We start from the raw sequence: 24,731 nt of genomic DNA on the forward strand, positions 1-24,731 counted from the left end.
AACTATATAATATAGTATAAATGCTATTTCAAGCCATCTTTATTAATTATATTTATGAATTTATTACTACAATCCTCTCAAAATGTAGCTACTGCACATAATAGAATAAAACAATATCTACATTTAACTCCGATCGTTCACTCTGAAAGCTTAAATGAGATGCTCGGTCATGAGATTTTTTTTAAAGTTGAATCATTACAAAAAACCGGTGCATTTAAAGTTAGAGGAGTGTTAAATCATTTATTAGAATTAAAAGAGCAAGGCAAATTGCCTGATAAAATAGTCGGTTATAGCACTGGTAACCATGGAATCGGTCTTGCTTATGCAAGTAAATTATTCGGTATTAAAACAAGAATTTATTTACCGTTAAATACTTCAAAAGTAAAACAGCAAGCAGCTCTTTATTACGGCGGTGAAGTTATATATACAGATACTCGACAAGAAGCGGAAGAAAGAGCAAAAGAAGATGAAAAGCAAGGATTTTACTATATGCATCCTTCCGATAGCGATTCTATAATAGCAGGAGCAGGCACGTTATGCTATGAAGCATTACAGCAGCTAGGCTTTAGTCCTAATGCTATTTTTGCATCTTGCGGCGGCGGCGGTTTAATTTCCGGATCATATCTTGCCAAGGAATTAATATCACCGACAAGTTTGTTAATAGGTTCAGAACCGCTTACGGCTAATGATGCTTATTTATCGGTTAAAGATAATAAAATATATAGATTTAACTATGCTCCGAATACTATTGCGGACGGTCTTAAAACCTTGAACGTATCGGCTCGTACATTTGAGTATTTAAAAAAGCTAGATCATTTTTATTTAGCAGATGAATATGAAATATATTACTGGACGGCGTGGCTTACTCATTTACTTAAAGTAATATGCGAGCCGTCAAGCAGTATAAATATGGTTTCAGTAATAAATTTTTTAAAAATGCAATCCCAACCTCAAAAGTTACTAGTACTAATCTCAGGCGGTAACATCGACCCTATTCTTTATAACGAGCTATGGAAAGAGGAGTATTTAAGCATCTCACCTAAATCTTTAGGTTCTGATGTCATTCCTGCTTTCGCAGGAATCTAGTAATCTTTAATGTCATACCACAACTTGATTGCGGTATCTTAGGACTCAACTTATAATACAAGATCCCGTACTCAAGCCACGGGATGACAATAAAAAATCTAGATTCCTGCGAAAGCAGGAATGATATTAAGTACGTTTTTCGAGCCATGCAACAAAGCCGTAATTTCCTCACAATGACGGAAATTTTATCAAAAGTCTAATATTAAAATTTAACCCCTTCTTCTTACTACTTCTTGATTTTTAGTAGAAGCAGTAGGAGTAGTTTGCGGAGATTTTATATTAGAACTTCTTAGTTTTATTAAATCTTCAAATATGGTTTTATCAAATGCTATTGGATTGATTTTTCTTAATTCTGCTAAATTAAAATTATTAACTTGTTGCGGTTGAACTATAATAGGCTCACCCGTAACAGGAATTAAATTTTTAAATTCAGGATTAGTTGCTGCTTTATCTTTATTTTCATTCAAAAATTTTGTTAGACCTTCAGCAATTTTAGGATTTGTTAAAGCGTTTGAAAAGATTTTATCATTAATTGTCTTCACTACATATCCATCACTTAGAGTAATATATTTATCTATAACTTTTCCTAATCTTTCTTCCAAATAATTTCTACCTGTAAATATCTGCTTAAATTTTTCCCATAAAGAAGTACCTCTATCATTAATATCTTTTAATTCAGTGGCTATTTTAGTACTATTTTCAGTTAGATAAGTAGAATCTAACTTATTTAATTCCCTTATTATTACTTCAGGATTCTTTATGCCTGATGAGTTAGTAAGTATAATAGTTTGTTCTAATTGCTTACTAATTTTATTATTTTTTTCTAATCTATTACTAATTTGCTGCACCGTATTAGTGGCTGCCTTTTGTAATTCCTTAAATTCCGCTTGAGATAATTGATTTACTCTTGGGATAAACCGCTTACTATCTTCATCAAATTTCTGATTTTTATCTCCTTGAATAATAAATTTTTCATATTTCTCAAGTTTTTCCAGAGTGTTTTTAGGATCTTGTTTTAAAATTTCTATAGCTTTATCTTTTACAGCCTGTGCATATTGCTCTTTAGGTATAGCCTTTCCGCTTATGGCTATTAATGCTTCTTTAGTTGCTCTTATAGGATTGGCAAAGATTTCTTCTTCATTTTCTACACCCATAAATGATAATTCATCAAAAGGTCCTCCTTTATTTAGAGGAAGTATAAAACCCTTAAGTGCTGCTTCAGCCCTTGCGACATCAAACTTTAGCTTATCTGCTGCACTAGGTATTAGTTTTATATCTTGTCCTAAATTGATATGCAGGTTATCTACTAATTTTTGTACATCTTTATTTTCTACAACTTCACTAATAATTTTACTGGCAAGAACTTCAAGTGTACTAGTAATATATTCTTCAGATTGTAAATATTGTTGAATAGGATCGAGAGTAACAATATTTTTATTCAAAGTATCTAATCTACTATCTACGTTTTTTATATCAACTATTTTTCCTTTTACTGCAGCCGATATCTCAATTACTTCATCATTTTTTTTAATTTTTTCAATAGTATTATCTCTATTAGTTATAATCTCTGCCATATAATACTCATTATTAAGTTATTTGATATAATGAACCAAATTATCAAATTTCTTAAAAATTCGCAACTATATTATCATATAAATCACTACTTACTATGCCCTGACCGTTGCCTACTCTCTCTACTTTTTTTAACAGATTCGGCAAAAGATGAGCCGGTAGGAGTTGATATAGAGGACTTATTATAGCCTTGGGTATTGTTTTATTTTGCTCTTTTCTTTCTATTACAATATTGATGCCTTTATCTTGCTTTTGTTTTGCTTCTTGCTCTTTTAGTAGTTCTTTTGGCAAATTTTTCATTTTTATATGTAGACTATTACTTTCTTTAAAGTTAGCGAATGCTTTATCTATATTTTTTTGTGCATGATCCGTACCGGTAACAACTGCTACTAATTCTTTGCCATAGCTTAGGTTTGGCTACTCTTTATAATTCTAATGCTATATCTTCTCCTCTTCCGTGTTCCGCTAAATATCCAGGATCTAGCTCTGATAATACTTTTTTAGCACCATTAACAAGTGCAGGGTGCTTGCTCTCAAGTAATGGGGCAAAATTCTTGATAATTTCTCTACCTTGCTCTGTCATTTTTTCAGGCGGTAGTTTACTTATTGCCGGTAATAACGCTGATGCAACTTTTTTATTTTCTTCTATACTAATATTTGGACTTAAATTTTCTTGAATCACAGCAAAACTTTGCATACCTTGATTTACTAATTTAGTAAATTTATCAATATTTTCTTTTGATTTCAATTTCTTATCATTTATTACGCGTTGTGGTTTGTTGCCAAAACATTCTATAGCATTTTCCATAATAGCATTACTCAATGGTGCTAGTAATGTTGGATCCCTTAACATTGGTGTTACTAAACTAGAAGGTATTTCTAAATTTTGTTACAGCAACATCAATACCTTCTTGAGTAGAATACTGCATTTCTACTTTTTTAGGTAAATCACTCATTTCTTCTTGTAGCTCCTTAAAGTAGTCTGCAGGTTCGGGTTTTTTTTAACAAATTTGGAAATATTTTCTTGGATATTTTGTATAGTGGAATTTATACTTAAGACTGGCTTTGCACCCATTGCTGGTTCTTCATTCTTATCAGGTTCAGCATTTATCAAACTCGTAATAGCATCTTTTACTCTAGGATCCTTTATATCTATTTTTTTGTTCTCGCTTGCTTCCCCTATCTTGACTAACTCTTCTACTATCTCTTCTTTAAATCGTTTTTTGATCTATGAATCAATTCTGCACTTCTGGACTAAGAATATTGCCTTCTAAATGTTCTTTCGACATAATTACTTACTCTGTTAATTAATTAAAACTTATAAGAGGAATTGTATTTTGTCATAGAAGAGGTTACTAATTATTGAAATATTTGATATATTAAATATTTCAATTTTATAATTTGCAACTTATTATCCTATCAATCACTACCTATCACGCCCTTGTGCTTGCTCACTCTTTCTACTTATTATTAACTCTCTCAGCGTGAGATTGAGATGGAATTAGTGTAGGGGATTTATAGCTTTGGGTTATTATTTGATTTTGCTTTACAATATTGGTTCCTTTATTCTGCTCTGGTCTTATATTTCCTTGAAAATTTGTAAAGTTATTACTTTCTTCTTTTAAGCTAGTTAATGCTTTATCCATATTTTTTTGTGCATAATCCGTACCAGTAAAAACTTTTACTATTCTTTGCCATATCTTAAGTTTGGCTGCTTTTTGTAATTCTTGTGCTATAGTTTCTTTTGCTTCTGCTAAATATTTAGGATCTAATTCTGCTAATGCTGTTTTGGTACCGTTAGCAAGTGCTGGGTTGTTGCTCTCAAGTAATGGAGCAAAATCCTTTTCAATTTTAATTTTTAAATTATCATTTGCAAACTTACCATTATTAGGATTTAATTTATTATCTATAGCTGAATATGGATTCTCTATAGTTATTTGTTCTGCTTCTATCGTATTTTTATTCATTGCTTCTTTAGCTTTATTAGCAGCTTTAATAGCCTCTTCCACAAGTTGATCAGTTTTTTCTGGAATTATTGCCGGCTGAAATTCTCCCTTAACAAGATTCTTACTTTTATCACCTTGGGTAATAAAGTTCTCATATTTTTTAAGTGATTCAGCAGAAATTTCTGGATCTTTTTTTAAATTATTCAAAGTTTCATTGATAACTGCTTGAGCATATTCTTCTCTAGAAACATGTTCACCGTTTAATTTAATTATAGCTTCTTTTACTGCGGGTATGGCTTTCTCTAAAACTTCTTTTTCCTCTAACCCGGCATAAGACAAATTATCAAATGCCGTATTCTTTTCTAAAGGTAGCTCAAAACCTTTTAAAGAAGCTTCTAAATTTGCAGCTGTAAATTTCATTTTAGCTTGTTTTAAGGGCGATCTTTCCAATTTTATACATTTTCTAGTGGTTTATTAATATTATCTGTTAATGAATTAATTTCCTCTGAAGGTAAGTAATTTCTGATTCCATCTTTTCCTTGTGCTACTGCTCCAAGGAATGCATCATAACTTGTTAAAATTTTATTTACAGGATTGCTTTCAATGATTCTGCTACTATATATATCTACTGCACTAATTACTGAAGTTAGACCAGACATTATTTCGTTGGCATTTGGCATATCATTTCCTCTATTAATTATTATTAATTAAATTAGATAATCATTAGTTAAAGAATGCAAACCAATTTAAAATTTATGAATGAAAATTAATTAAAAGTTGTAAAAGGAAGTGTATTTTTTCATAGAAGAGGTTCTAATCGTAATTTCATCAGGGATTTCGGTTATGAATCTTGAAGGGTAAGAGCGGACTATTTCATAAAATATTTTTCGACTTTCCGCATGGGTAATGTAGAGGTCTTTTTTGGCTCTCGTAATGCCGACATAAGCAATGCGGCGTTCTTCTTCTAAGCCTTTTTCGCCATCTTCGTCTAGAGATCTTTGAGACGGAAATACCCCCTCTTCCCATCCCGGTAAGAATACTACATCAAACTCTAGCCCTTTAGCAGCGTGCAGGGTCATTATAGTAACAGAGCCACCGTAATTGGTTTCAAGCACTTCGTTTTCCATAACTAAGCTTGAATGTTCGATAAAATCGTGAATATCGTTAAATTCGGCAATAGCTCTAAGCATTTCGTTAATATTTTCGATTCTACCGAATGCTGCTTCGGTTTTTTCTTCTTGAAGCATTTCAAGATAACCGGAATCATCAAGTATTGCTTTAACAATTTTTATCGGAGCATCTATACTAAATCTTTCATGCCAATTATCGATTTTAGTAACCACATCTTTTAGAGCATCATATGATTTTGCTTTAATTTCACCTATTTCTAGCATTTCTTTAATGGCTGCGAAATTAGAAATATTTCGCTCAAGTGCATAGACTCTAATTTTATTTAAGCTAGCTACACCTATTGCCCTTTTCGGCACATTTATAATACGCTCAAGTGCTAGATTGTCATTTTGATTCAAAGATATACGGATATAAGCAAGTACGTCTCTTATTTCCATACGTTCATAGAACCGCAAACCGCCTATAATTTTATAAGGCATAGCACTATTTATAAACGCTTCCTCAAAACTTCTTGTTTGAAATCCGGCTCGTACTAATATTGCAATATTGCCGGCATTATATCTATCTTCTCTCACTAACTTATCTATTTCGCCGGCTATATATCTTGCTTCTTCTTTATCACTCCAACAAGAGATAATTTTTATCTTTTCACCGCTTTCCCTATCCGTCCATAACGTTTTACCGTGACGGTTTTTATTATTATTGATAACATTGGAAGCAGCAGCAAGTATCGGCAAAGTTGATCTATAATTCTGCTCTAATTTAATAATCGTTGCACCTGCAAAATCTTTTTCAAAGCGTAATATATTACCGACTTCCGCTCCTCGCCAACCATAGATAGATTGATCATCATCCCCTACACAGCAGATATTTTTATATAAACTTGCGAGCATTCTTGCCCATAAATACTGGACAACGTTAGTGTCTTGATATTCATCGATTAAAATATATCGATATTTTTCTTGGTAATATCTTAGTATTTCGGGATTTTTAATAAAAAGCTCATTATTATAAAGTAGCAAATCTCCAAAATCTAAAACATTAGAAATAAGTAAATTTTTCTGATATTCTTCGTATACAAGTTTTGCCACCCTCTGCAGCGGTAAATTAGTATCTGATGCTGATAGTTTACTTGGTAATAATCCTTGATCTTTCCATCTCGAAATTATGATATGTATTAATTTAGGAGCATATTTTTTAGTATCGATATCTTTTAGCTTTACTATATCTTTAACTAGTTTTAATTGATCATCATGACTAATAATAGTAAATCTATTATTTAAACCAAGATTTAAATGCTCAATCTGGTCACGTAATATCCTAGCTGCCATTGAGTGGAAAGTGCCTATATTAAGACCATAGCAATTAATTAGACTATTAACTCTTTCAGCCATTTCTTTAGCAGCTTTATTAGTAAAAGTAACGGCTAGAATATTTTGAGGTGAGGCTAAATTTTGGTGAATAATATTAGCTATTCTTGAGGTTAATACTTTCGTTTTACCTGTCCCTGCACCTGCAAGCAATAAAAGCGGTCCTTCAGTGTGAAGAACTGCTTTTTGCTGTTGCGGATTTAATGTATGTATGAAATCTTGATTTTGCATTGCACCTGTCATACCGTGGCTTGTCCATGGTATCCATAAAAAAATTTAAAAAGACTAGACCCCGTGATCACGAACTAGGTGACACTGTTCTAAAATATCACCTAATTCTTCTCAGATTTTTAATAATATAAGAAATAGTAATTATCGGACTACAAATAATTATTTTAAATAACCTAAAATAAGAGATTAAATTTCTATCTTCAATAAACCAATTATATAAATCATTTATAGGTTTAACTCGATCTGGAATAATATATTTATCTTTAAATAATTCTTTTAAAGCTCTTTTTGCCTGTTTTGCTTCTACTTTACGCTCTATTGTTAAGCTTTGATCATGCACTCGGTAGAAATATAAAGACTGAGGTATATGAGCAAATTTCGTAATAAGTCCCAACCTTAGCCAATATTCATAATCATCAACTAACTGCATATTTTCATTATATCCGCCTACTTGCTTTGCATACTCTGCTCTATATAGAAAACATGCTCCGACACAATCTCTAATGGGTAAAAATTCAGGCGGTTCTTGATAAAGCCTTGCTCCTACTTTACCCTGGTCATCGATCAAGGTATAATCGGTATAGACAAGCCCTATATCCGGCGAATTATCAAGCACTCTAACCATTTTTTCTAAAGCATTTTCATGGAAAAGGTTATCATCGGAAGTCCAAGTAAAATACTCCCCCTTAGCCTCTTTAAAAGCAATATTAAGACTTGCTGGTAATCTTTTATTAGTCTCATTTACTATTACCTTAATACGTGAATCCTGCTCTGCATATTTCCTAGCTACTATAACGCTATTATCTTTTGAGTAATCATCAATAATAATAAGCTCAAAGTCTTTAAAGCTTTGATTAAGGCAGCTCTCAATAGCAAAAGGTAATAGCTTCTCTCTATTATAAACCGGTAGAACTATTGAGATTTTAGGAAGATTACTATGCATGTACTTCTTATATTTTGATGTAATTCCGTGCATAGATCGATTTCATCGTCATTGCGAGGAAAAATTGAAAATTTTGACGAAGCAATCTCGTATAAAAATCCTGAGATTGCCACGCTCCTTTTAGTCGCTCGCAATGACGATTTGGTATCCATGCAGGCAACACTGCCTTCAGCTAGGAATAACATTCTTAATTCTGTAAATTTATATATTTCGTATTTAGATATTCAAATATCCCTTCAAATGAGCCCTTCAACTCCAAAACCTGAAGCTTTACGTCCTGCAAAAGGTGCTTTTGCATTTGCAGGTAACGGGTTGTTAATCGATACCATACTAAAATCAAGCTTAGACGCTATCATTTGTGCCACGGATATATTATTTGAATATACATATCCTTGCAAGCTGTATTCGGTATTATTTGCACGTTCTATTACTTCTTCTAGCTCTTGGAATTTATAGCACGCAACCACCGGACCGAATATTTCTGTTCTAAAGATATCCATATTATCCAAACAGTCAATAATAATAGTAGGCTCAATAAGATTATCAACAGCTTTACCGCCGCAAATTAATTTAGCTCCTTTATTTTATGCATCAACGAGTAGCTTTTGTATTTTTTCTATAGCAGCGTGATTAATTAATGGACCTGTATCTGAGGTCTTATCAAATCCGTCACCGGCTTTAAGCTTAGTAAACTTAGTCTTTAGAATTGCTATAAATTTTTCATATTCATATATAGATTCTTCTATAAATATCCTATTAGGTGAAGTACAAGACTGCCCGCTATTTCTAGTTTTAGCGATTACTAAATCATTTGCTACTTTTTCCAAATCATTAGACATCTTCCCAAACTTCGCTTTTAGAGGTAATTTATACGTCGATCCGGTACTCGCATCCTCACGTACTTCTTTGTACGCTGCGGTTCTGCATTCTGTGTCTCCTTTAAATTCTTCTCTATAAGCTGGTTTGGGAAGATGTCTATTATCTGCAGTTATAATGAAAGGAGCATTGTTGCCAAGTTCCAAAGATAAACACTTTACGGTATTTGCAGAAGCTTTATATAGAATTTTACCGACATTCGTAGAACCGGTAAATGATAATTTCCGAAGCCTAAAATCTTCATAAAAAGCCTTACCTATAATATCTGAACTATAATTACGTTAAATACTCCAGCAGGCAAGCCGGCTTCGCTTGCAAACTTTGCAAGTACTAAAGCGCTGATAGAGGCGTAAGACTTGACGGTTTTAATATAACGCTGCAACCCACAGCTATTGCAGGTACTACTTTGCGAGTAATCATTGTATTTGGAAAATTCCAAGGAGTTATAGCAGCAGATGGTCCTACAGGCTCATATTGCGTAATAATTTTATGAGTTTTACTATTACCGGGTTTGATAGTCGAATGAATATTATGTATAGCATATGTATACCAATCAATAAAAGAGGATCCATATAGAATTTCTTTTTTTGATTCAGCAAGTACTTTACCCTGCTCTAGCGTTAATATATGACTTAACTCATCAATATTTTCGATTACTAAATTATACCATCTTCTAAGAATCACTATTCTCTCTTCAAATGAACTTTGTGACCATGAAGAAAAAGTAGTCACCGTATTATTAATCGCTGAATTAATCTCAGATAATCCCAAATTCAGAACTGTAGCAATTTCTTTTAAGGTCGAAGGATTAATAACGGATATTTGCTTCCTGAACTCTACAAATTTACCGCTTATATAATTCTTTCCCGTAATGTTTTTAAGTAAGTTCATATATCCCCCAATAGTATTAATGACCCTTTATTTGTTATGCTACGAACGTCATTCTCCTGCATGGATCGAGAAACGCACTCGATGTCATCCCGTGGTCAAGCCACGGGGTGACAATGGTGAAACCAAACCACGCAACAATACTCTATAAGAATGACATTAGTGAGTTTATCATAATTTTAGAATCATACAATAAAGCTTAGTTTTAAAAAAATAATATTACTTACGCTGCTTCATCGTAACAACTTCTTACCACGCTGACAATATCTGTATCAGACTCCTCTATTCCAATCGTGAATCATTGATCGTCTTTAGAAAATGTAATTTCTTTATCGGTATCTACTTTATCTCCAATAAAAACACATCTTCTTGTACTCGTGTTATCAAATTTAATTGTTCTCCTAATATTTTCCAAATAACCACCTTTTGCTCAATATTGTCAATATATTGTTCAAGCTGTTTCATATCATTAGGATCTCTTAAACTGATATGAGTAAATCCACCTTAAATTGAGGATTTTGTATTACAGCGATTGCAGAATCTATAACCTCTTGTTGTGTTGTATTACAGTCAGTTCCTTAGTTCTTTCCATCAGTAAATACTATAATAGTAGAATGTATATCTATTTTTTCTTTCAATAATTCTAAAGCATCTTACGGTACCATATAATCTTGTATATCCATCAGCATTTAACGTTTCTACATATTTCTTAATATCTTCAATAGAATTTTCCTTATCAGAAAAAGATTCCATGCTAGATTGATCATTAAATGAAACTATATTAATTTTCCAATTAGGGATCTCAACTAATTTAGCTAGTATCTTTTGTATATTACTTTTATAATCACTAAAAGTATATTTCATACTACCGCTAATATCTATTAATAAAGTAATTTCATGATTATTATTAGTATTTAGATATTCTGGGTCTTTCGAAGAAAACATAATAGGAAATTTACCGTCTTCCTGCCAGACAAAACCGTTAAATATCGGAAATAAATATTTTAATAAATATTGCTTATCTAGGATAAATCCGCCTTCCAAATTAGAAGCGATAATAGGTGGTTTACCGTCAACTTTATAAGCTTGAACGGCTTGCATTGCTGCACTGTTATTTAGAGTAAAAGTTAAGCTATTATTTTCTTTATGAGAAATAATTTGGGATATTAATTTAGAAAATTCAGTAGGTGGATAGGTATAACCCGTAGCCGGTGTTGCTTCGCCTGTTAAAATTTTTGATAATTTATTTTCATCACTTATAACGGCTTGTAATGTCTAAAGTTTGGATTCATCCATTTTATGTTTTATTGGATTTCCAAAAGAGAGTTAAATCTCAACAGTTAATAATTCTTTATTAAATTCAGCTTCTAATCTTGTTGTTTCTAAAATTTTAGACAAACCATACTCTGTTATAAGGTCACCATCTACTAGCTTATAAAATAACTCTCCTATTTCTATATCTGAAGTATCCGCATTGTATAGTTCAGATTCTACTATATTCTCCTTATTATCTTTAAAATAAAGCATGTATCACATTCTTCTTTAATTCATCAGGGGATGCTAATAATGTATGAAAATGTTCTAAGTCTTTAAAAGTTGTTTTAAAAATGACTTTATTATAAGTTACCTTTGTAACTCCTATCTCTGCTCCTATAGCTTTTAAAAAAATTTCCCATGTTTTCTCTGAAGTTAAGTGTTGTATAGGCATAATTCCTCTCTATTTTATAAAATTAGAAAGAAAGATTATATTGCTATAATTTTCAATACAAGAATTTATTAATTTTTTTAATAAATTCTTGTACGCCTGTTTCTTTTTTTAGGAAATTTATTATTTATTCAAAAATTTTTCAGCCTCAAGAGCCGCCATACAGCCACTACCTGCAGCAGTTACTGCTTGTCTATAAATTTTATCCTGAACGTCACCAGCAGCAAAAACACCTTCTACACTAGTTCTAGTCGTGCCTGACTTCATGATAATATAATTATCGTCATCCATTGCAATTTGTCCGGTAAATAGCCCCGTATTCGGTGCATGCCCGATAGCTATAAATACACCGTTACAATTCACTAAACTAATCTCTTTGGTGTGGACATTTTGAATCTTAACTCCGGTAACGGATTTTGGTTTATTGCTACCTACAATCTCATCTACTATATGATCCCAAATTACCGATATTTTAGGATTTTTAAATAATCGATCTTGCAATATTTTCTCAGCTCTAAAACTATCTCTTCTATGCACTATAGTAACTTTGCTAGCATGATTGGTTAAGTATAAAGCTTCTTCTACTGCACTGTTTCCTCCCCCTACTACAACTATTTTTTGATTCTTAAAAAAGAAACCATCGCAAGTAGCACATGCTGAAACACCAAAACCACGAAATTCCTGCTCTGAAGCTATACCAAGCCATTTTGCTTCTGCACCGGTACAAATGATTATACTTTCTGCTTCATACTCATTTCCAGCTCCGGTAAATATTTTAAAAGGTCTCTTTGATAAATCCACTTTTTCCACGTAATCACTAATAATTTCTGTACCGACATTTTTAGCCTGCATAGACATCTGCTCCATAAGCCAAGGTCCTTGCACCGTTTCCGCAAATCCGGGATAATTCTCAACATCGGTGGTAATCGTAAGCTGCCCACCTGGCTGCATACCATTAATTAATATTGGTTTTAGAGCGGCTCTAGCTGTATAAATAGCGGCACTTAGACCCGCAGGACCTGAACCTATTATTAGTACTTTAGTAGTAATTTTCATAATTATTATTTATTAATTTAACTTTACATTATTGTGCGGATATCCAAGCCGTCATTGCCTGCATGGATACCAAATCGTCATTGCGAGCAGCCGTAGGCTGCGTGGCAATCTCATGAAATAATAACAAACTCCTGAGATTGCTTCGTCAATTGCTATGCAATTTCCTCGCAATAACGATTTGGTATCCACGCAGAAACGACATTAAGAGTTCTTCTCTAACCAAGATTTGACATAGTTAATTTCTTCAGGGTTCATTAGAGAAGGAGCATGACCAGCATATTTTATTTCATAAAGATCAAAAGTTTTTGTTTCTTTCATCTTTTTAATAGTAGATTTTGTTAAAATTTGAGATTTCATCCCATGAATTACTAATATTCTACATTTTATTTTATTCCATACGGACCATAGTTTAACATCTTCCTGGTTACTAGCATTTTTCATTCCTTTTATTATAGCAGGATCATAATTCATTTTATATTTTCCGCCAAATGTAGAAATTACGCTATATTTTATTAAATAATCCCAATCTTCTTCATCTTTAATACCGATTTGTGCATAAATAAGTTTTAAATGTTCTTTTGCACTAGCCAAATCATCTAAGAGCACCGTTTGTTTAGCATAACCTCCAATTTTAATTAAAGGAGCAGCATCAATAAATGCCCCTATATCATTTAATATTAAGGCCTTAAAAATATTTTTATATTTACTGGCAAGTACCATACCTATAATACCGCCCATTGAAGTACCGAGCCAAATAGGTTTTTTAATATTTAGTCTTTTAAAAAAGACTAACGTATCTTTAATATAGGTAGTATAATTATAATGATTAGCTTTTTTAAAATTTTCACTATCACTGCGACCAGGATAATTTATTGAAATTACTCTATAATTTTTACTCAACTCTTTAGCCATTTTATCAAAATCATGAGCATTTCCAGTTAAGCCGTGAGCACATACTATTATATTTTTATTTTTAGGATCACCGAATTCCACATAAGAAATTTTATGTTTCGGTATATATTGAAGAGGTAATAAATTAATATAGGGACCAATTTTTATTGAATTAATTTTCATATGAATCTATTAATACCAATTTAGAATAAGTTTTAAAAAAATCATTGTCATCATGTTATTAATTTAAGTCACTTAAAAATATACTGACCATTGTCGGCATATATATAACTACAAAAAGCAAAGATAAAAACACGGTAGTTGCAACTTTCTCAGGGTAAAATTTCTGTAAATTCGCTATAACTATAGTATTGGCTGCAAGCGGTGCCGTGGAAAGTAGTTTTAAGGCATTATAGTAATCATTGTTATACCATTTTGTTATAAAATGATCAAACATGATAAATAACCCTACTCCCAAAGGATAGAATAAAAATTTAGCAGCAAAAGTAGCAAGAGTAAATTTTATATCGACTTCAAATTTTTGTAGAGAAGAAAGAGCAAGACCCACCATTACCATACCGAGTATTGAAAAAGAACCTTTCATATTATACATAAAATCATCTAAAAAATCCGGTAAAGTAAAACCGCAAAAACTAAACAAACATCCCAAGAAAAAAGCATTTAAAATCGGTAATTTTACTACTTTTAATATACTATCGGTGGTATTAGCAAAACTTCGCATACAAATATAAAAGCCGACGGAACATTCATAAATATTAACTCCTATAACAGCCATCATGTAAATACTTAATGTATAATCATCAAAAAGTGCCGCCGCTATAGGCAACATAAAATATCCACCGTTTGCCGTACCTGCAGATAAAGCTATAATATTACGTGTATGATCCTGCCAAAATTTACCAAAAAAATAATAAGAAAAGAGCGATAAGAGTGTTGCAATTACAAATGTTACGACTGTAACACTTAATGCCGAAAGTGTTAAGGTTGTACTAGCAGGTATCGTAAAAAATACTATAGGCGATATAAAATAGAATAGTAACGAAGAGATACTATCTCTTTCAACATTTGAATATTTACCTGCTAAAAATCCTATTACTACACTTAATAATACCGAAACGGTTTTAAAAAAAACTATACTAAAGATTATCATATAATGAGCTAAAGATATAATTACTTATAATATATGAGGTTTTATTTTTTTTCACTAAATTTTGTAAAGATTTTTATTTCATTGGACAAAAATAAATTTTTTAATTGAAATTTTAAAAATCTTATGTTATTTAAGGTGTATAATTTAATATAAAATTTTCATATTATTTATGCAAAATCTATTATCCTTATTCATTATATTTTTTTGTTTAAATACCTATTCTAATCCTATGCCGCTTGGTCTTGAATTAAATAAAACTACCAATATAGATCTAACAAAAAAATACAAAATCATCAATAAAGAACCTAATTATTGGCAAGGATATAATTATTATATAGAACCAAAAGAATAAATTCTCTCTAAAGCTTTAGAGATATGTAATAATTTTAATGTAATAGAAGCTGTTATTTTAACTATAGATAAAAATAAATTTGAAGAGTTTTATAGCATCTTAAAAGATAAATATAGTTTAGAAGAAGAAAATGATAAAGTGGTTACTTTCAAGGATGGTGAATATTTAATCATACTTGAATCTTCTGAATTAAATCCTGAAATGGAACTTGTATATATAACGAACGGTTTCTATAAAGAATTTTTAAATAAATTAGACAAAGAAGAAAAGCTAGAGCAGGAACAGATGAAGAGATTGTTGTAGCTACAATCAATTGTCATTGCAAGGAAATTACGAAGTAATTGACGAAGCAATCTCAGAAGTTTGTTATTATTTCATGAGATTGCCATGCAGCCTATGGCTGCTCGCAATGACGATTTTGGGTATCCACGCACAAGCCTCATACAGGAATGACATAGGTAGCTACTTCGGACATTATAGGCATGTGTAAATTATATTTTTTCATCAAATCTAAAACTAATTTTAATGCTTCTCTTCCCTCCACCAACTCTTTATATTCTTGTAAAAATTTCTTTTTATCTCTACTAATTCCAAACTCATAACCAAATTTTGCATTGCGTGATCCTAAAGAGTAACAGGTAAGTATTAAATCGCCTACTACTCCCGCTTCTAACAATATATTACCCCCCTCTTGCATACACTCAAAAAATTCGCTTGTATCAAGTGATCGAGATGACGCTGTACCGCCTAAAGTTTTCGATAAAGTAGCAATTTCTTTTAAGGCAGATACTATAAGCGTTGCTCTTGCGTTTTCGCCCTGCTCTCTTGCTAAATCAATTCCACTTTTAATAGCAAAGATATTTTTCAATGCTCCTGCTACCTGTAATGTCACAATATCGCTTGTCACATTCGTAGTAAAAATTTTTGAACCTAGATTATTGGCTATTTTATTTGCTATATCTATATCTAAACTTGCAATACTTGCTGAAGCTGGTAAATTTTTAGCGAGTTCTTTTGCTAGATTTGGACCTGATAGAAACACTATAGAGTTATGCGGTAATAGGGTTTTAAGTCTATCAGAAAATAGTTCAGTAGGATTACGGGCAAAACCTTTTGTTGCAATTAGAAGAATATTATCTTTAGAAATGCCGTGAGTTTTTAACAATTTTATTGAATCATCGAAAGCGTAAGATGGCACAGCAATCATAATTAGTTCAAAATCCTTAATTATATCTAAGTTTGTAGTAGCCTGTAAATGAGCAGGTAATTTAATATTCCCTAAATATTTTACGTTAGTTTTGTTATGTAAAATTTCTTTTGCTATTTCCTCATCACGTAAAAATAAAGTAACATTATTACAGTTTTGTGCTGCTAAGGAAGCAAGGCTAGTACCGAAACTCCCTCCCCCGTAAACCGCAACATTTTTAAATTTATTCATATGTTTTATATGAGTTTGATGTACCAACATGGTCTGTTTTATATCATTCTTGTATGGCTCGGTTTCATCGTCATTGCAAGGAAATTGCATAGCAATTGACGAAGCAATCTCAGGAGTTTCTTATTATTTCATGAGATTGCCACGCTCCTTTGAGTCGCTCGCAATGACGACTCAGTATCCATGCGGGCAATACCTCCTCACAATAACAATTTCACTAATCTACAGCTTTTTCAAGATTTACTATTATCACAGGGGATTTATTAATTTCCTGTTTTAAAGTTTTCCTAATTGTTCCTTTTATTGCTTCGATTACTTGTTCATCCGACAATGCTTTTTTAGCCTGTTTATTTTGAATGGTAACAAGTTCTTTAACATCGTTTTTAATGAGATTAACTAAGGCCATATCCTCCTTTGGGTCAAGCAGCCCAGGCATAGACAGCATTGGGTTTGCAACAAGCAGCCCTTTTTTATTAATTACTACTGATGCTACCACGATACCCGATTCACGCATACGTCTTCTAGCTTTGAAAATCGGAGATTCGAGGGGCAGTAAATAATTACCGTCTACAGCTAAATAACCGCTTTCAACCTTTGACATTACTTTCGCATTATTAGGCTCAAGCAATACTACGCTACCGTTTTCAACCTCTATTGCCTGTTTTATACCATTTTTCTTAGCAAGCTTAACATGTTCATGAATATGTACCGGCTCGCCATGGACAGGAATACAGATATTCGGTCTAATAAGAGAGTACATTTTTTGTAGCTCATCAATCGATGGATGACCTGATACATGGACAAAATGATCTCGCTCGGTAATAACTTCTATACCAGCTTTAACAAATATATTAAATAGCCTGAATATTTTCTTTTCATTGCCGGGAATAATTTTTGAAGAAAAAATCATTGTATCCTTAGGAGCAAGCCTTATTGACGGATGAGCATTACTAGCCAATTTTGCAGTTGCAGCCATAGGCTCGCCTTGACAACCGGTAGCAATTACTAATAATTCTTCTCTTCTAAATCTACTAACATCACGCTCACTAATGAGAGGAGCAATATCTTTAAAATAGCCGCTTTCTTGAGCAGCAAGCATCATACGGTGTAAACTTCTACCGGTTAAGACTACTTTTCTACCCGCAAGCCCTGCAGCATGAATTATTGTATCAAGCCGTGCTAAATTAGAGGCAAAGGTTGAAACGACCACTATTTGAGGACAGCCGGCTATAATATCTACTAAACTTTTTCTAACATCACCTTCAGAACCTGAGCTTCCTTTATTAAATACGTTAGTTGAATCACAAACAAGGGCAAGAACCCCTTCATCTCCATAAGATTTTAGAAGCTCCTCATCGGCTTTTTTCCCAAGTATCGGATCGTTATCAAATTTCCAATCTCCCGTATGTAAAATATTACCCGCATCCGTACGGATCATAATTGCTTGCATTTCAGGAGCCGAGTGAGTCAGTGGCACCATCTCTAAGGAAAAAGGATCTAGATTTATTTTACTACCAGGTTTTACTTCATGAATTTTTATATTTTTAGCAAAATCATATTCATTTAAACGAATCTTTAAAAAATTTGACGTGAAAGTAGTAGTATAAATAGGACATTTGAGGCTATTCCATAAATATTGGACTCCACCTAAATGATCCTCGTGAGCATGAGTTAAAATCAGACCTACTATATCTTTTTTATATTTCTCGATAAAGCTGCTATCGGCAATTATCATATCAACACCGGGTAAATAATCATCGGCAAAACCACTACCGCAATCAATCATTAACCATTTACCTTTATAGTGGTAAAGATTAAGATTCATACCTATTTCATTAGATCCTCCTAGCGGTACAAATAGCAGATCATTTTTATGATTTTTGATGTTGAATGATGACATAATTTAACTTAATATTTATTTTATTACTTGTATTCTTATAACTTATTATTAGTTAAGCGTCTATATATTAAAAAAGAAATTCATAGAATGAATATAAATAAACTAGCATTGATTTATAACCAAAATTCCAAACATCTAGCTATAGAGGAAATAAAAAAACTCTATAATTATTGTAAAATAGAGGAAGCAGAAGCAATTATTGTAATAGGCGGCGATGGAGAATTACTACATAATATTCACCGCTATATGCATCTTAATATCCCTTTTTATGGAGTTAATTTAGGAAGCCTCGGCTTTTTAATGAATCCTTTAGATACCAAGAATTTATTACAAAATATACATGAAAGTACGGTTTCTATCTTAAATCCTCTTCTTATGCATGCCGAAGATACGAGCGGTCAAATATATACGGCACTTGCTATTAATGAAGTATCGATATTTCGTAAAACTAATCAAGCTGCTAAATTTAGAATAGACGTAAACGGGATAGAGAGAATGAGCGAATTAGTAGCAGACGGAGCTTTAGTTGCAACACCTGCCGGAAGTAGTGCTTATAATTTATCCGCCGGTGGTCCTATTTTACCGCTTGAATCAAATATGCTATGCCTAACCCCTATCTGCTCGTTTAGACCGCGTAGATGGCATGGTGCTTTACTACTTTCATCTGCTACGATTAAATTTGAAATATTTAATACAACCAAACGACCGATAAATGCCACTGCCGACTTTCAGGAGTTTAATAATATCACACGGGTTACCGTTAAATCTACTAAGGATAAGCCTATCAAACTGCTCTTTAATAAAAACCATACGCTGGAAGATAGAATTATTAAAGAGCAATTCGGTGGGTGATTATTAAAAAATATTAATAATTTTTTGACTAAGAATTAAATTAATGTATAATGCCTTGTTAAAAATAGCTAGGTATTATATATGAAATCAAAAAAGTCTTCTATTAACTTTTCTGAAAATAACCATATTTTATGGTTACCGCTTGAAACTCGCAATATTACCTTAAATACAGCTATAGAATTGTACTCAGCAATAGTTAAAGATTTTGATATAAAAAATAATTATTTAAGAACTATTGAAGAAATAAAAAACTCAAAATTAGCTATTGGAATGTGTATTAAAAATTACAGTTACGAAGAACTTAAAAATCATGAGTTATTTAAAGATTATGAGATTAGTGAATATAATTCTTTAATTAATAAAAATTCTAAAGTAGAAATATTTTTTGAATACAAACCTAGCTCCAATTCTTCTAACCCTATCGCTAAGATTATCAATAAATTTATCGCTAAGGAAAATATTTTTCGTTTAGCCATAATAGAAAAGAATATTTCATTAATGGAAGAAGTAGCTAAAGATATACTTAAATCAGCACCTATAGTTTTAAATTTACTTAAAACTCAAGGAGAATGGTATCAAAAATATCTAAATTTTATTATTTGTAAAACCTGAATTTCAACCTGATATTATTGAACAGTTAGCAGATATAGAAGATTTTACTATTCTAAGCTCTTTTTCTGAAATATCGCTTGCTACCAAAAAATATTATGAAATAATAACGTTACTTGAACCGCAACTAGCGAATCTAGTAAACAATGAGCAAAAACAGGAAAATAAAGTCATCTATTTTTGCCGTTATAATCTATCAGTAGCCTATAATAATACAGGAAAATTGTCATTAGCCGAAGAGCAATTATTACGCATTTTAAAGGATCGACCAAACGATAGCGATTCAATCTATAGCTTATTTAATATTTATTTACTTAACGAAAGGGCAACAGAAGCAAAACATTTAATAAAAAATGCTCCCAAAGATATAAAAATTTTGACAGAAATGAGTTTTAATTTAGCTGAAATTGCTGAAGCTAAATTAAATCTAATTAACCAAGACAATTTATCTAAAGATAGTAAAGAACAGTTTCGATGTTTTCAATATATTGCTAAATACAATAAATATTCTACTTCTGAGAAAATTTTGAATGAAAAAAAACCTAAAGGATGAGTTAATCAAAATTAGCAACTCTATTAGTGGTTCTACATTATTATCTACAACAGCCTTATATACCAAATAATATGAATTAGCTAAACAATTTATACAAAAAACACCTAAAAATAAAATAACTCCATATCTCAGTAATATCTTCCAGGAAATAGAATTTTTATTAAATCCTGAAGAATATATTAACCAAATTCATATAGAAGCTCTTGTTAGCAACCTTACTTTTTCACAAGCACAAGCTATAGAAAAAATTAATAAGATTATCACTTGTTTAATCGCAATTAAGAAATACGACTTCGCTTTAAACAAAGTTGAGGAAATTTTACAATATGATAATAAAAATCAGGAAGCCATTGAGAATGGACTCGCAGCTGTAAGGCTCGCTAATGATCAAGAAAAGATACAGGAATATATTGGTTTATTATCACTTAAAGAAGAGCTAGAGCAGTATGAAAATCAAAATCCTATAAAAATTTATGAATATTATCAATCAATCAAAAATGCACATTTACTTCATACTATCGGGCAAGTTATTCCTAGTTACAGCAGTTGGAAAGTTAATAAAGAAGGGGAAATTACAAGTAATAACACTACACCTTTAGGCAAATATCAAGGACTTGAATGTTATGGAAGAATTAGTGAAAAATTACAAGAAAAATTAGATAAGAATCAATGTGATAAATTTGTAAATGCCTTAAAGAAAGGTATAATATATAGACAACAAGGGGATAACGGCGTTAAATTTATCGGTAAAAAAGCAGTTGAAATTAAAATTGACGGTGACCAGCGTTTATTCACAAATATATTACATTCAAACGAACACAGTGAATTACTGATAAATTTTGATCATCAAGGGAATCATAATGATGTAATAAAATTTGCCGGCGAATATCATCTAGAATTTCATCAAGATTCGCTATAACTTTAATAAAATTGTTAATTTTTACTCAAAAGGTTGGCGTAGGTTAATAGCGGCAGATAAAGTACCTTCATCTAAATAATCAAGTTCACCTCCGATAGGTATACCGCTAGCAAGGCGAGAAATTCTAGCAGGATGCTCTTTTAAATATTCTGTAATAAAATAAGCAGTAGTCTGACCTTCTAAAGTAGAATTAGTAGCAATAATAACTTCTTTAATATTTTCTGCAAAACATCTTTTAAGTAGTTCAGGTAACTGAAGTATACTAGGGTTTTGCCTACTAGCTGCCGATAAATTATGACCGAGTACGTGATATAAACCTTTAAAATTACCGCTACGCTCCATTGCCCATAATTCAGCTATGGTTTCAACGACGGCAATAACCGACTTGTCCCTATATTCAGAAGAACAAATATGGCAAATATTTGCAGTATCTAAATTACCGCAAATCTCACATTTTACTATTTTCTTATCTATCTCTATAAGGTTATTAATCAGGTTTTTTAACCTAACATCTTTATCTTGTAGTAGGTAAAGCACTATACGTCTTGCCGACCTACTACCAAGACCAGGTAATTTGGAAAAAAGATAAATTAGTTGATCTATATCATTTGTTTCATTCATATCAGTTATACATTTAAGACTTAATAACGACTGTTCCGGCTATTTTATCATGTAATGCTTGTTTTTTAGAAGAAAAAAGTATGAAAAAAATACCTATAGGAAAAGTCATATATCCTAAAAATCTTTTAATTAACTGCTTTAAAGTCGGACGATTTAATGTTACGGCATCTACGATTTTCATACGTAAAAACATTTTACTAAGCGTTGCACCTTTATAATACCAAAGCGTTATGAAATATGAGCCTATTACTAATATATTAGTAGTAAAAATTGAAATATTAAACAAAATATATTTATTAAAATTTCCTGCTTTAAGATATTCATAAAATTCCTGACTCATAACAGAGTTAAACATTTCATTGGGATTATGAAGATTAATGTTATTGCTAAGGAAATAATCATTAAAGAACAACCATAATAAATTAAAAGAACAAAATTGTGATATTGGGATTGCTATAAAGGCAAATAATGATAAATCAAGTGCCGTAGAAAAAATTCGCGCTATAAAATCAGGATAAATAATTTGCTTTTTCATTGCCGGTTACTTTATTTTGGTGTTAGATAGTAAGGGTTGCCGAAATCATCATTGCGAGCGGGCATTGTTGCGTGGATCGATTCCATCCCTGTCATCCCCCCCGCGACTTGATCACGGGATCCAGTTAAAAATACTAATATTATTAGTATTTTTAGTTGTTTTTCTGGACCCCGTGGTCAAGCCATGGGGTGACAACAAAAAGATCGAGCAATACAACAACCCTAATTAAAATTCAATATATTACATTTATGAATCAATTTGAAGCATATAGTTTATTATTTGTTGATAGTTTTGTCTCAAATCTTGTTATCGGTTTTCAGAATGAATTAATATTTCATTCTATGAAAATGTTTGGAGGCTATAATAGTTTAATAATGCTGTTAGTAGCTACTTGTGCTTCTCTTAGCGGTAATGTAGTCAATTATATTTTTGGAAGAATAGTTTTAAATATCTTTTATGCTTCCAAAAATGAACAAAATATTTTAAGACATAAAAATTTAACGAAACTATATTATAAATATGAGATATTTATAATTTTCTTAATGGCATTTCCTTTTTGGGGAAGCTTTATTTCCTTATTCTCCGGTTTTTTTAAAACAAAATTTCTAAAATTTTTAGGTATTGGTTGTTTGGCAAAAGCATGCTATTATGCTCTAGAATTGTATATATTTTAACTCATGAAAAAATTAACCAAAACTAATTCTCATAGACAACAAAAATTAGCAAGCATTATAAATGAAGCATTAATCGAAATTCTAAGGCGTGGTAAAATGCTGGATAGCAGACTTTTTGATTGTCCTCTCACTATTACGAAAGTTATAGTTACTGCCGACCTAAAAATAGCTAATTGTTATTTCTTGCCTTTTAATACTAAACTAACAATAGATGAAATTATGGATGCATTAAATAATTCTAAAAATGCTATCAGAAATTTTATTAGTAATAAAATAAATATGAAATTCTCGCCTGATATAAGATTTCATTACGATCACGGATTTGATAATGCTATAAAAGTGGAAGAGTTGCTAAACAATATATAGGTGCTAGGGGATAAACTCAATCATTGAAAACAATAATTATCCGTTATACTATAAAAACGCTTAAAAATTAAGCTTTAGTACAACAGCCCCCTAGCATAAATGGACTAAAGGCTATAAATGTTTTGCAATGATGGAGTTTAAACATCATTTACAAAACATAAATATCATAATAATTAAAATAATCAAGATATTTTAGTTATTTTTTAAACTTTCAGTATAACTCAAATAAAAATAAATCCTTATTTTTATTAAATAACTTTAAAAGATTATTTTTTTATATTAAGATATAAGAATAATCTTTTAATAAAAATAAATAGAAAATGTCTCCTCAAATAATAGAGTTATTAATTTTTGCCGTTATTGCCTTTTTTATTATTAACAAATTAATTACGGCTCTCGGTTCTACTTCAGAAGAGGAACAGACAAAGCAAAAATCTTATTTTGGCGAACCGGTTATTAAGGACGTAACTTATAGTACAGTTAAATCTAATAAAGAAGAAAAAAATATTCCAACAGTCCAAGATATTAAAGCTTTTAAAGATATAATAGTGGAACATAATATAACTGCGGTCGTAGATGGAATGGAACAAGTCCATAAACGCCTTTATTCCTTTGATCCGGTTAAATTTATAAATAATGCTAAAACTGCTTTTCAAATGATTATAGAAGCTGCTTATAAAAAAGACATTCAAGAATTATCTGAGCTGATAGATAAAAGATACTTGGAAGAATTTGAAAAAATCACACCGTCTTACGGTGATTTTTTTGACTCATCGGCTTTAAGTGCAAAATATTCAGAAATTTACATGTTCGGTAACAACATATTTATTAAATTACTATTTCAAGGTAAAAATGTAGTTGACAAAATCGAAGATTTAAAAGAAGAATGGACATTTACACGTAATGCTAATACCAAAAAAGTTGATTGGTTTTTAAGCAATATTGAAAGAGTGTAAATAAAATTCTACGTCATTGCGAGGAGATGTGTAGCATCGACGTGGCAATCTCGTCAAGCACCATATAACTCCTGAGATTGCTTCGTCAATTAC

Annotated in this window: 26 protein-coding genes and 1 pseudogene; 9 read left to right on the plus strand and 18 right to left on the minus strand. The window is 31.4% G+C overall.

From position 1 onward, the window contains the following. Window positions 1-54 precede the first annotated feature (54 nt). Complete coding sequence (locus tag RAS_RS03185) at window positions 55-1,086, plus strand: serine/threonine dehydratase (protein ID WP_147142262.1); 1,032 nt, start codon at window positions 55-57, stop codon at window positions 1,084-1,086. 209 nt (window positions 1,087-1,295) lie between these two features. Here the strand turns inward: RAS_RS03185 and RAS_RS03190 are convergent, their stop codons facing one another. The 14 genes and pseudogenes from RAS_RS03190 to RAS_RS03270 all read right to left on the minus strand — a co-directional run bounded on the left by RAS_RS03190 (window position 1,296) and on the right by RAS_RS03270 (window position 14,866). Then, complete coding sequence (locus tag RAS_RS03190; RefSeq protein WP_147142265.1) at window positions 1,296-2,660, minus strand: hypothetical protein; 1,365 nt, start codon at window positions 2,658-2,660, stop codon at window positions 1,296-1,298. 52 nt (window positions 2,661-2,712) lie between these two features. Beyond that, a complete protein-coding gene (locus tag RAS_RS03195) occupies window positions 2,713-2,958 on the minus strand; it encodes a hypothetical protein (protein WP_232049334.1) in 246 nt (81 codons plus the stop codon). Between the two features lie 124 nt (window positions 2,959-3,082). Further along, window positions 3,083-3,511, minus strand: coding sequence for a hypothetical protein (locus tag RAS_RS09630; RefSeq protein ID WP_232049335.1), 429 nt, complete (start codon window positions 3,509-3,511; stop codon window positions 3,083-3,085). A 607-nt stretch (window positions 3,512-4,118) separates the two neighbouring features. Continuing rightward, window positions 4,119-5,024, minus strand: coding sequence for a hypothetical protein (locus RAS_RS09635; RefSeq protein ID WP_232049336.1), 906 nt, complete (start codon window positions 5,022-5,024; stop codon window positions 4,119-4,121). Window positions 5,025-5,056: 32 nt separating this feature from the next. Further along, on the minus strand, window positions 5,057-5,284 hold the full coding sequence (locus RAS_RS03210) for a hypothetical protein (RefSeq protein WP_147142268.1): 228 nt from the start codon (window positions 5,282-5,284) through the stop codon (window positions 5,057-5,059). A gap of 90 nt (window positions 5,285-5,374) precedes the next feature. Continuing rightward, a complete protein-coding gene (gene pcrA / locus RAS_RS03215; protein ID WP_172616119.1) occupies window positions 5,375-7,348 on the minus strand; it encodes a DNA helicase PcrA in 1,974 nt (657 codons plus the stop codon). 85 nt (window positions 7,349-7,433) lie between these two features. Further along, entirely contained in the window at window positions 7,434-8,279 is an 846-nt protein-coding gene (locus RAS_RS03225) for a glycosyltransferase (protein WP_147142274.1), read from the minus strand. Window positions 8,280-8,466: 187 nt separating this feature from the next. Next, window positions 8,467-10,046 (minus strand): annotated as a pseudogene (locus RAS_RS09640) (NAD-dependent succinate-semialdehyde dehydrogenase). 588 nt (window positions 10,047-10,634) lie between these two features. After that, window positions 10,635-11,144 carry a VWA domain-containing protein gene (locus tag RAS_RS03240; RefSeq protein ID WP_147142277.1) on the minus strand — a complete coding sequence of 170 codons (510 nt, stop codon included), beginning with the start codon at window positions 11,142-11,144 and terminating at the stop codon, window positions 10,635-10,637. Between the two features lie 225 nt (window positions 11,145-11,369). Then, complete coding sequence (locus RAS_RS03245; protein WP_147142280.1) at window positions 11,370-11,570, minus strand: hypothetical protein; 201 nt, start codon at window positions 11,568-11,570, stop codon at window positions 11,370-11,372. Beyond that, window positions 11,557-11,751, minus strand: a complete 195-nt coding sequence (locus tag RAS_RS03250; RefSeq protein ID WP_147142283.1) for a hypothetical protein — start codon at window positions 11,749-11,751, stop codon at window positions 11,557-11,559. The genes RAS_RS03245 and RAS_RS03250 overlap by 14 nt, the downstream gene beginning before the upstream one ends. Before the next feature lie 120 nt (window positions 11,752-11,871). Then, a complete protein-coding gene (trxB, locus tag RAS_RS03255; RefSeq protein WP_147142285.1) occupies window positions 11,872-12,804 on the minus strand; it encodes a thioredoxin-disulfide reductase in 933 nt (310 codons plus the stop codon). 201 nt (window positions 12,805-13,005) lie between these two features. After that, window positions 13,006-13,878 carry an alpha/beta fold hydrolase gene (locus RAS_RS03265; RefSeq protein ID WP_147142288.1) on the minus strand — a complete coding sequence of 291 codons (873 nt, stop codon included), beginning with the start codon at window positions 13,876-13,878 and terminating at the stop codon, window positions 13,006-13,008. Between the two features lie 58 nt (window positions 13,879-13,936). Next, window positions 13,937-14,866: an AEC family transporter gene (locus RAS_RS03270; protein ID WP_147142291.1), complete on the minus strand. Its 930-nt coding sequence runs from the start codon at window positions 14,864-14,866 to the stop codon at window positions 13,937-13,939. A 169-nt stretch (window positions 14,867-15,035) separates the two neighbouring features. On the opposite strand from RAS_RS03270, the gene RAS_RS03275 reads away from it, so the two are divergent. Both RAS_RS03275 and RAS_RS08570 read left to right on the plus strand, forming a co-directional pair. Beyond that, complete coding sequence (locus RAS_RS03275) at window positions 15,036-15,218, plus strand: hypothetical protein (protein WP_147142294.1); 183 nt, start codon at window positions 15,036-15,038, stop codon at window positions 15,216-15,218. Window positions 15,219-15,356: 138 nt separating this feature from the next. Beyond that, window positions 15,357-15,521 carry a hypothetical protein gene (locus RAS_RS08570; protein ID WP_172616120.1) on the plus strand — a complete coding sequence of 55 codons (165 nt, stop codon included), beginning with the start codon at window positions 15,357-15,359 and terminating at the stop codon, window positions 15,519-15,521. 136 nt (window positions 15,522-15,657) lie between these two features. Here RAS_RS08570 and RAS_RS03280 read toward each other — a convergent pair whose 3' ends face one another. Both RAS_RS03280 and RAS_RS03290 read right to left on the minus strand, forming a co-directional pair. Next, a complete protein-coding gene (locus RAS_RS03280) occupies window positions 15,658-16,656 on the minus strand; it encodes an NAD(P)H-dependent glycerol-3-phosphate dehydrogenase (RefSeq protein WP_147143991.1) in 999 nt (332 codons plus the stop codon). 214 nt (window positions 16,657-16,870) lie between these two features. Next, window positions 16,871-18,553 (minus strand): ribonuclease J, encoded by a 1,683-nt coding sequence (locus RAS_RS03290; protein WP_147142300.1) that lies wholly within the window; start codon window positions 18,551-18,553, stop codon window positions 16,871-16,873. An 87-nt stretch (window positions 18,554-18,640) separates the two neighbouring features. Between RAS_RS03290 and RAS_RS03295 the strand changes: the two genes are divergently transcribed. From RAS_RS03295 to RAS_RS03310, 3 genes are all read left to right on the plus strand, one after another. Then, entirely contained in the window at window positions 18,641-19,405 is a 765-nt protein-coding gene (locus RAS_RS03295; protein ID WP_010423126.1) for an NAD kinase, read from the plus strand. A gap of 81 nt (window positions 19,406-19,486) precedes the next feature. Then, window positions 19,487-20,017, plus strand: coding sequence for a hypothetical protein (locus tag RAS_RS09645; protein ID WP_232049337.1), 531 nt, complete (start codon window positions 19,487-19,489; stop codon window positions 20,015-20,017). Between the two features lie 220 nt (window positions 20,018-20,237). Beyond that, window positions 20,238-20,567: a hypothetical protein gene (locus tag RAS_RS03310; protein ID WP_147142303.1), complete on the plus strand. Its 330-nt coding sequence runs from the start codon at window positions 20,238-20,240 to the stop codon at window positions 20,565-20,567. 940 nt (window positions 20,568-21,507) lie between these two features. Here RAS_RS03310 and recR read toward each other — a convergent pair. Both recR and RAS_RS03325 read right to left on the minus strand, forming a co-directional pair. Next, the gene (recR, locus tag RAS_RS03320) at window positions 21,508-22,107 is read right to left on the minus strand and encodes a recombination mediator RecR (protein WP_010423138.1); all 600 of its coding nucleotides are present in this window, start codon (window positions 22,105-22,107) and stop codon (window positions 21,508-21,510) included. A 13-nt stretch (window positions 22,108-22,120) separates the two neighbouring features. Beyond that, entirely contained in the window at window positions 22,121-22,642 is a 522-nt protein-coding gene (locus RAS_RS03325) for an RDD family protein (RefSeq protein ID WP_147142305.1), read from the minus strand. 248 nt (window positions 22,643-22,890) lie between these two features. Here RAS_RS03325 and RAS_RS03330 point away from each other — a divergent pair, with 248 nt between their 5' ends. The 3 genes from RAS_RS03330 to RAS_RS03340 all read left to right on the plus strand — a co-directional run bounded on the left by RAS_RS03330 (window position 22,891) and on the right by RAS_RS03340 (window position 24,638). After that, window positions 22,891-23,316 (plus strand): YqaA family protein, encoded by a 426-nt coding sequence (locus tag RAS_RS03330; RefSeq protein WP_147142309.1) that lies wholly within the window; start codon window positions 22,891-22,893, stop codon window positions 23,314-23,316. A 3-nt stretch (window positions 23,317-23,319) separates the two neighbouring features. Then, on the plus strand, window positions 23,320-23,682 hold the full coding sequence (gene rbfA / locus RAS_RS03335) for a 30S ribosome-binding factor RbfA (RefSeq protein WP_147142312.1): 363 nt from the start codon (window positions 23,320-23,322) through the stop codon (window positions 23,680-23,682). Between the two features lie 320 nt (window positions 23,683-24,002). Further along, complete coding sequence (locus tag RAS_RS03340) at window positions 24,003-24,638, plus strand: Tim44 domain-containing protein (RefSeq protein ID WP_147142316.1); 636 nt, start codon at window positions 24,003-24,005, stop codon at window positions 24,636-24,638. Window positions 24,639-24,731: the final 93 nt, after the last annotated feature.

It is taken from the genome of Rickettsia asiatica, assembly GCF_007989425.1.
Taxonomy (GTDB): Bacteria; Pseudomonadota; Alphaproteobacteria; order Rickettsiales; family Rickettsiaceae; genus Rickettsia; species Rickettsia helvetica.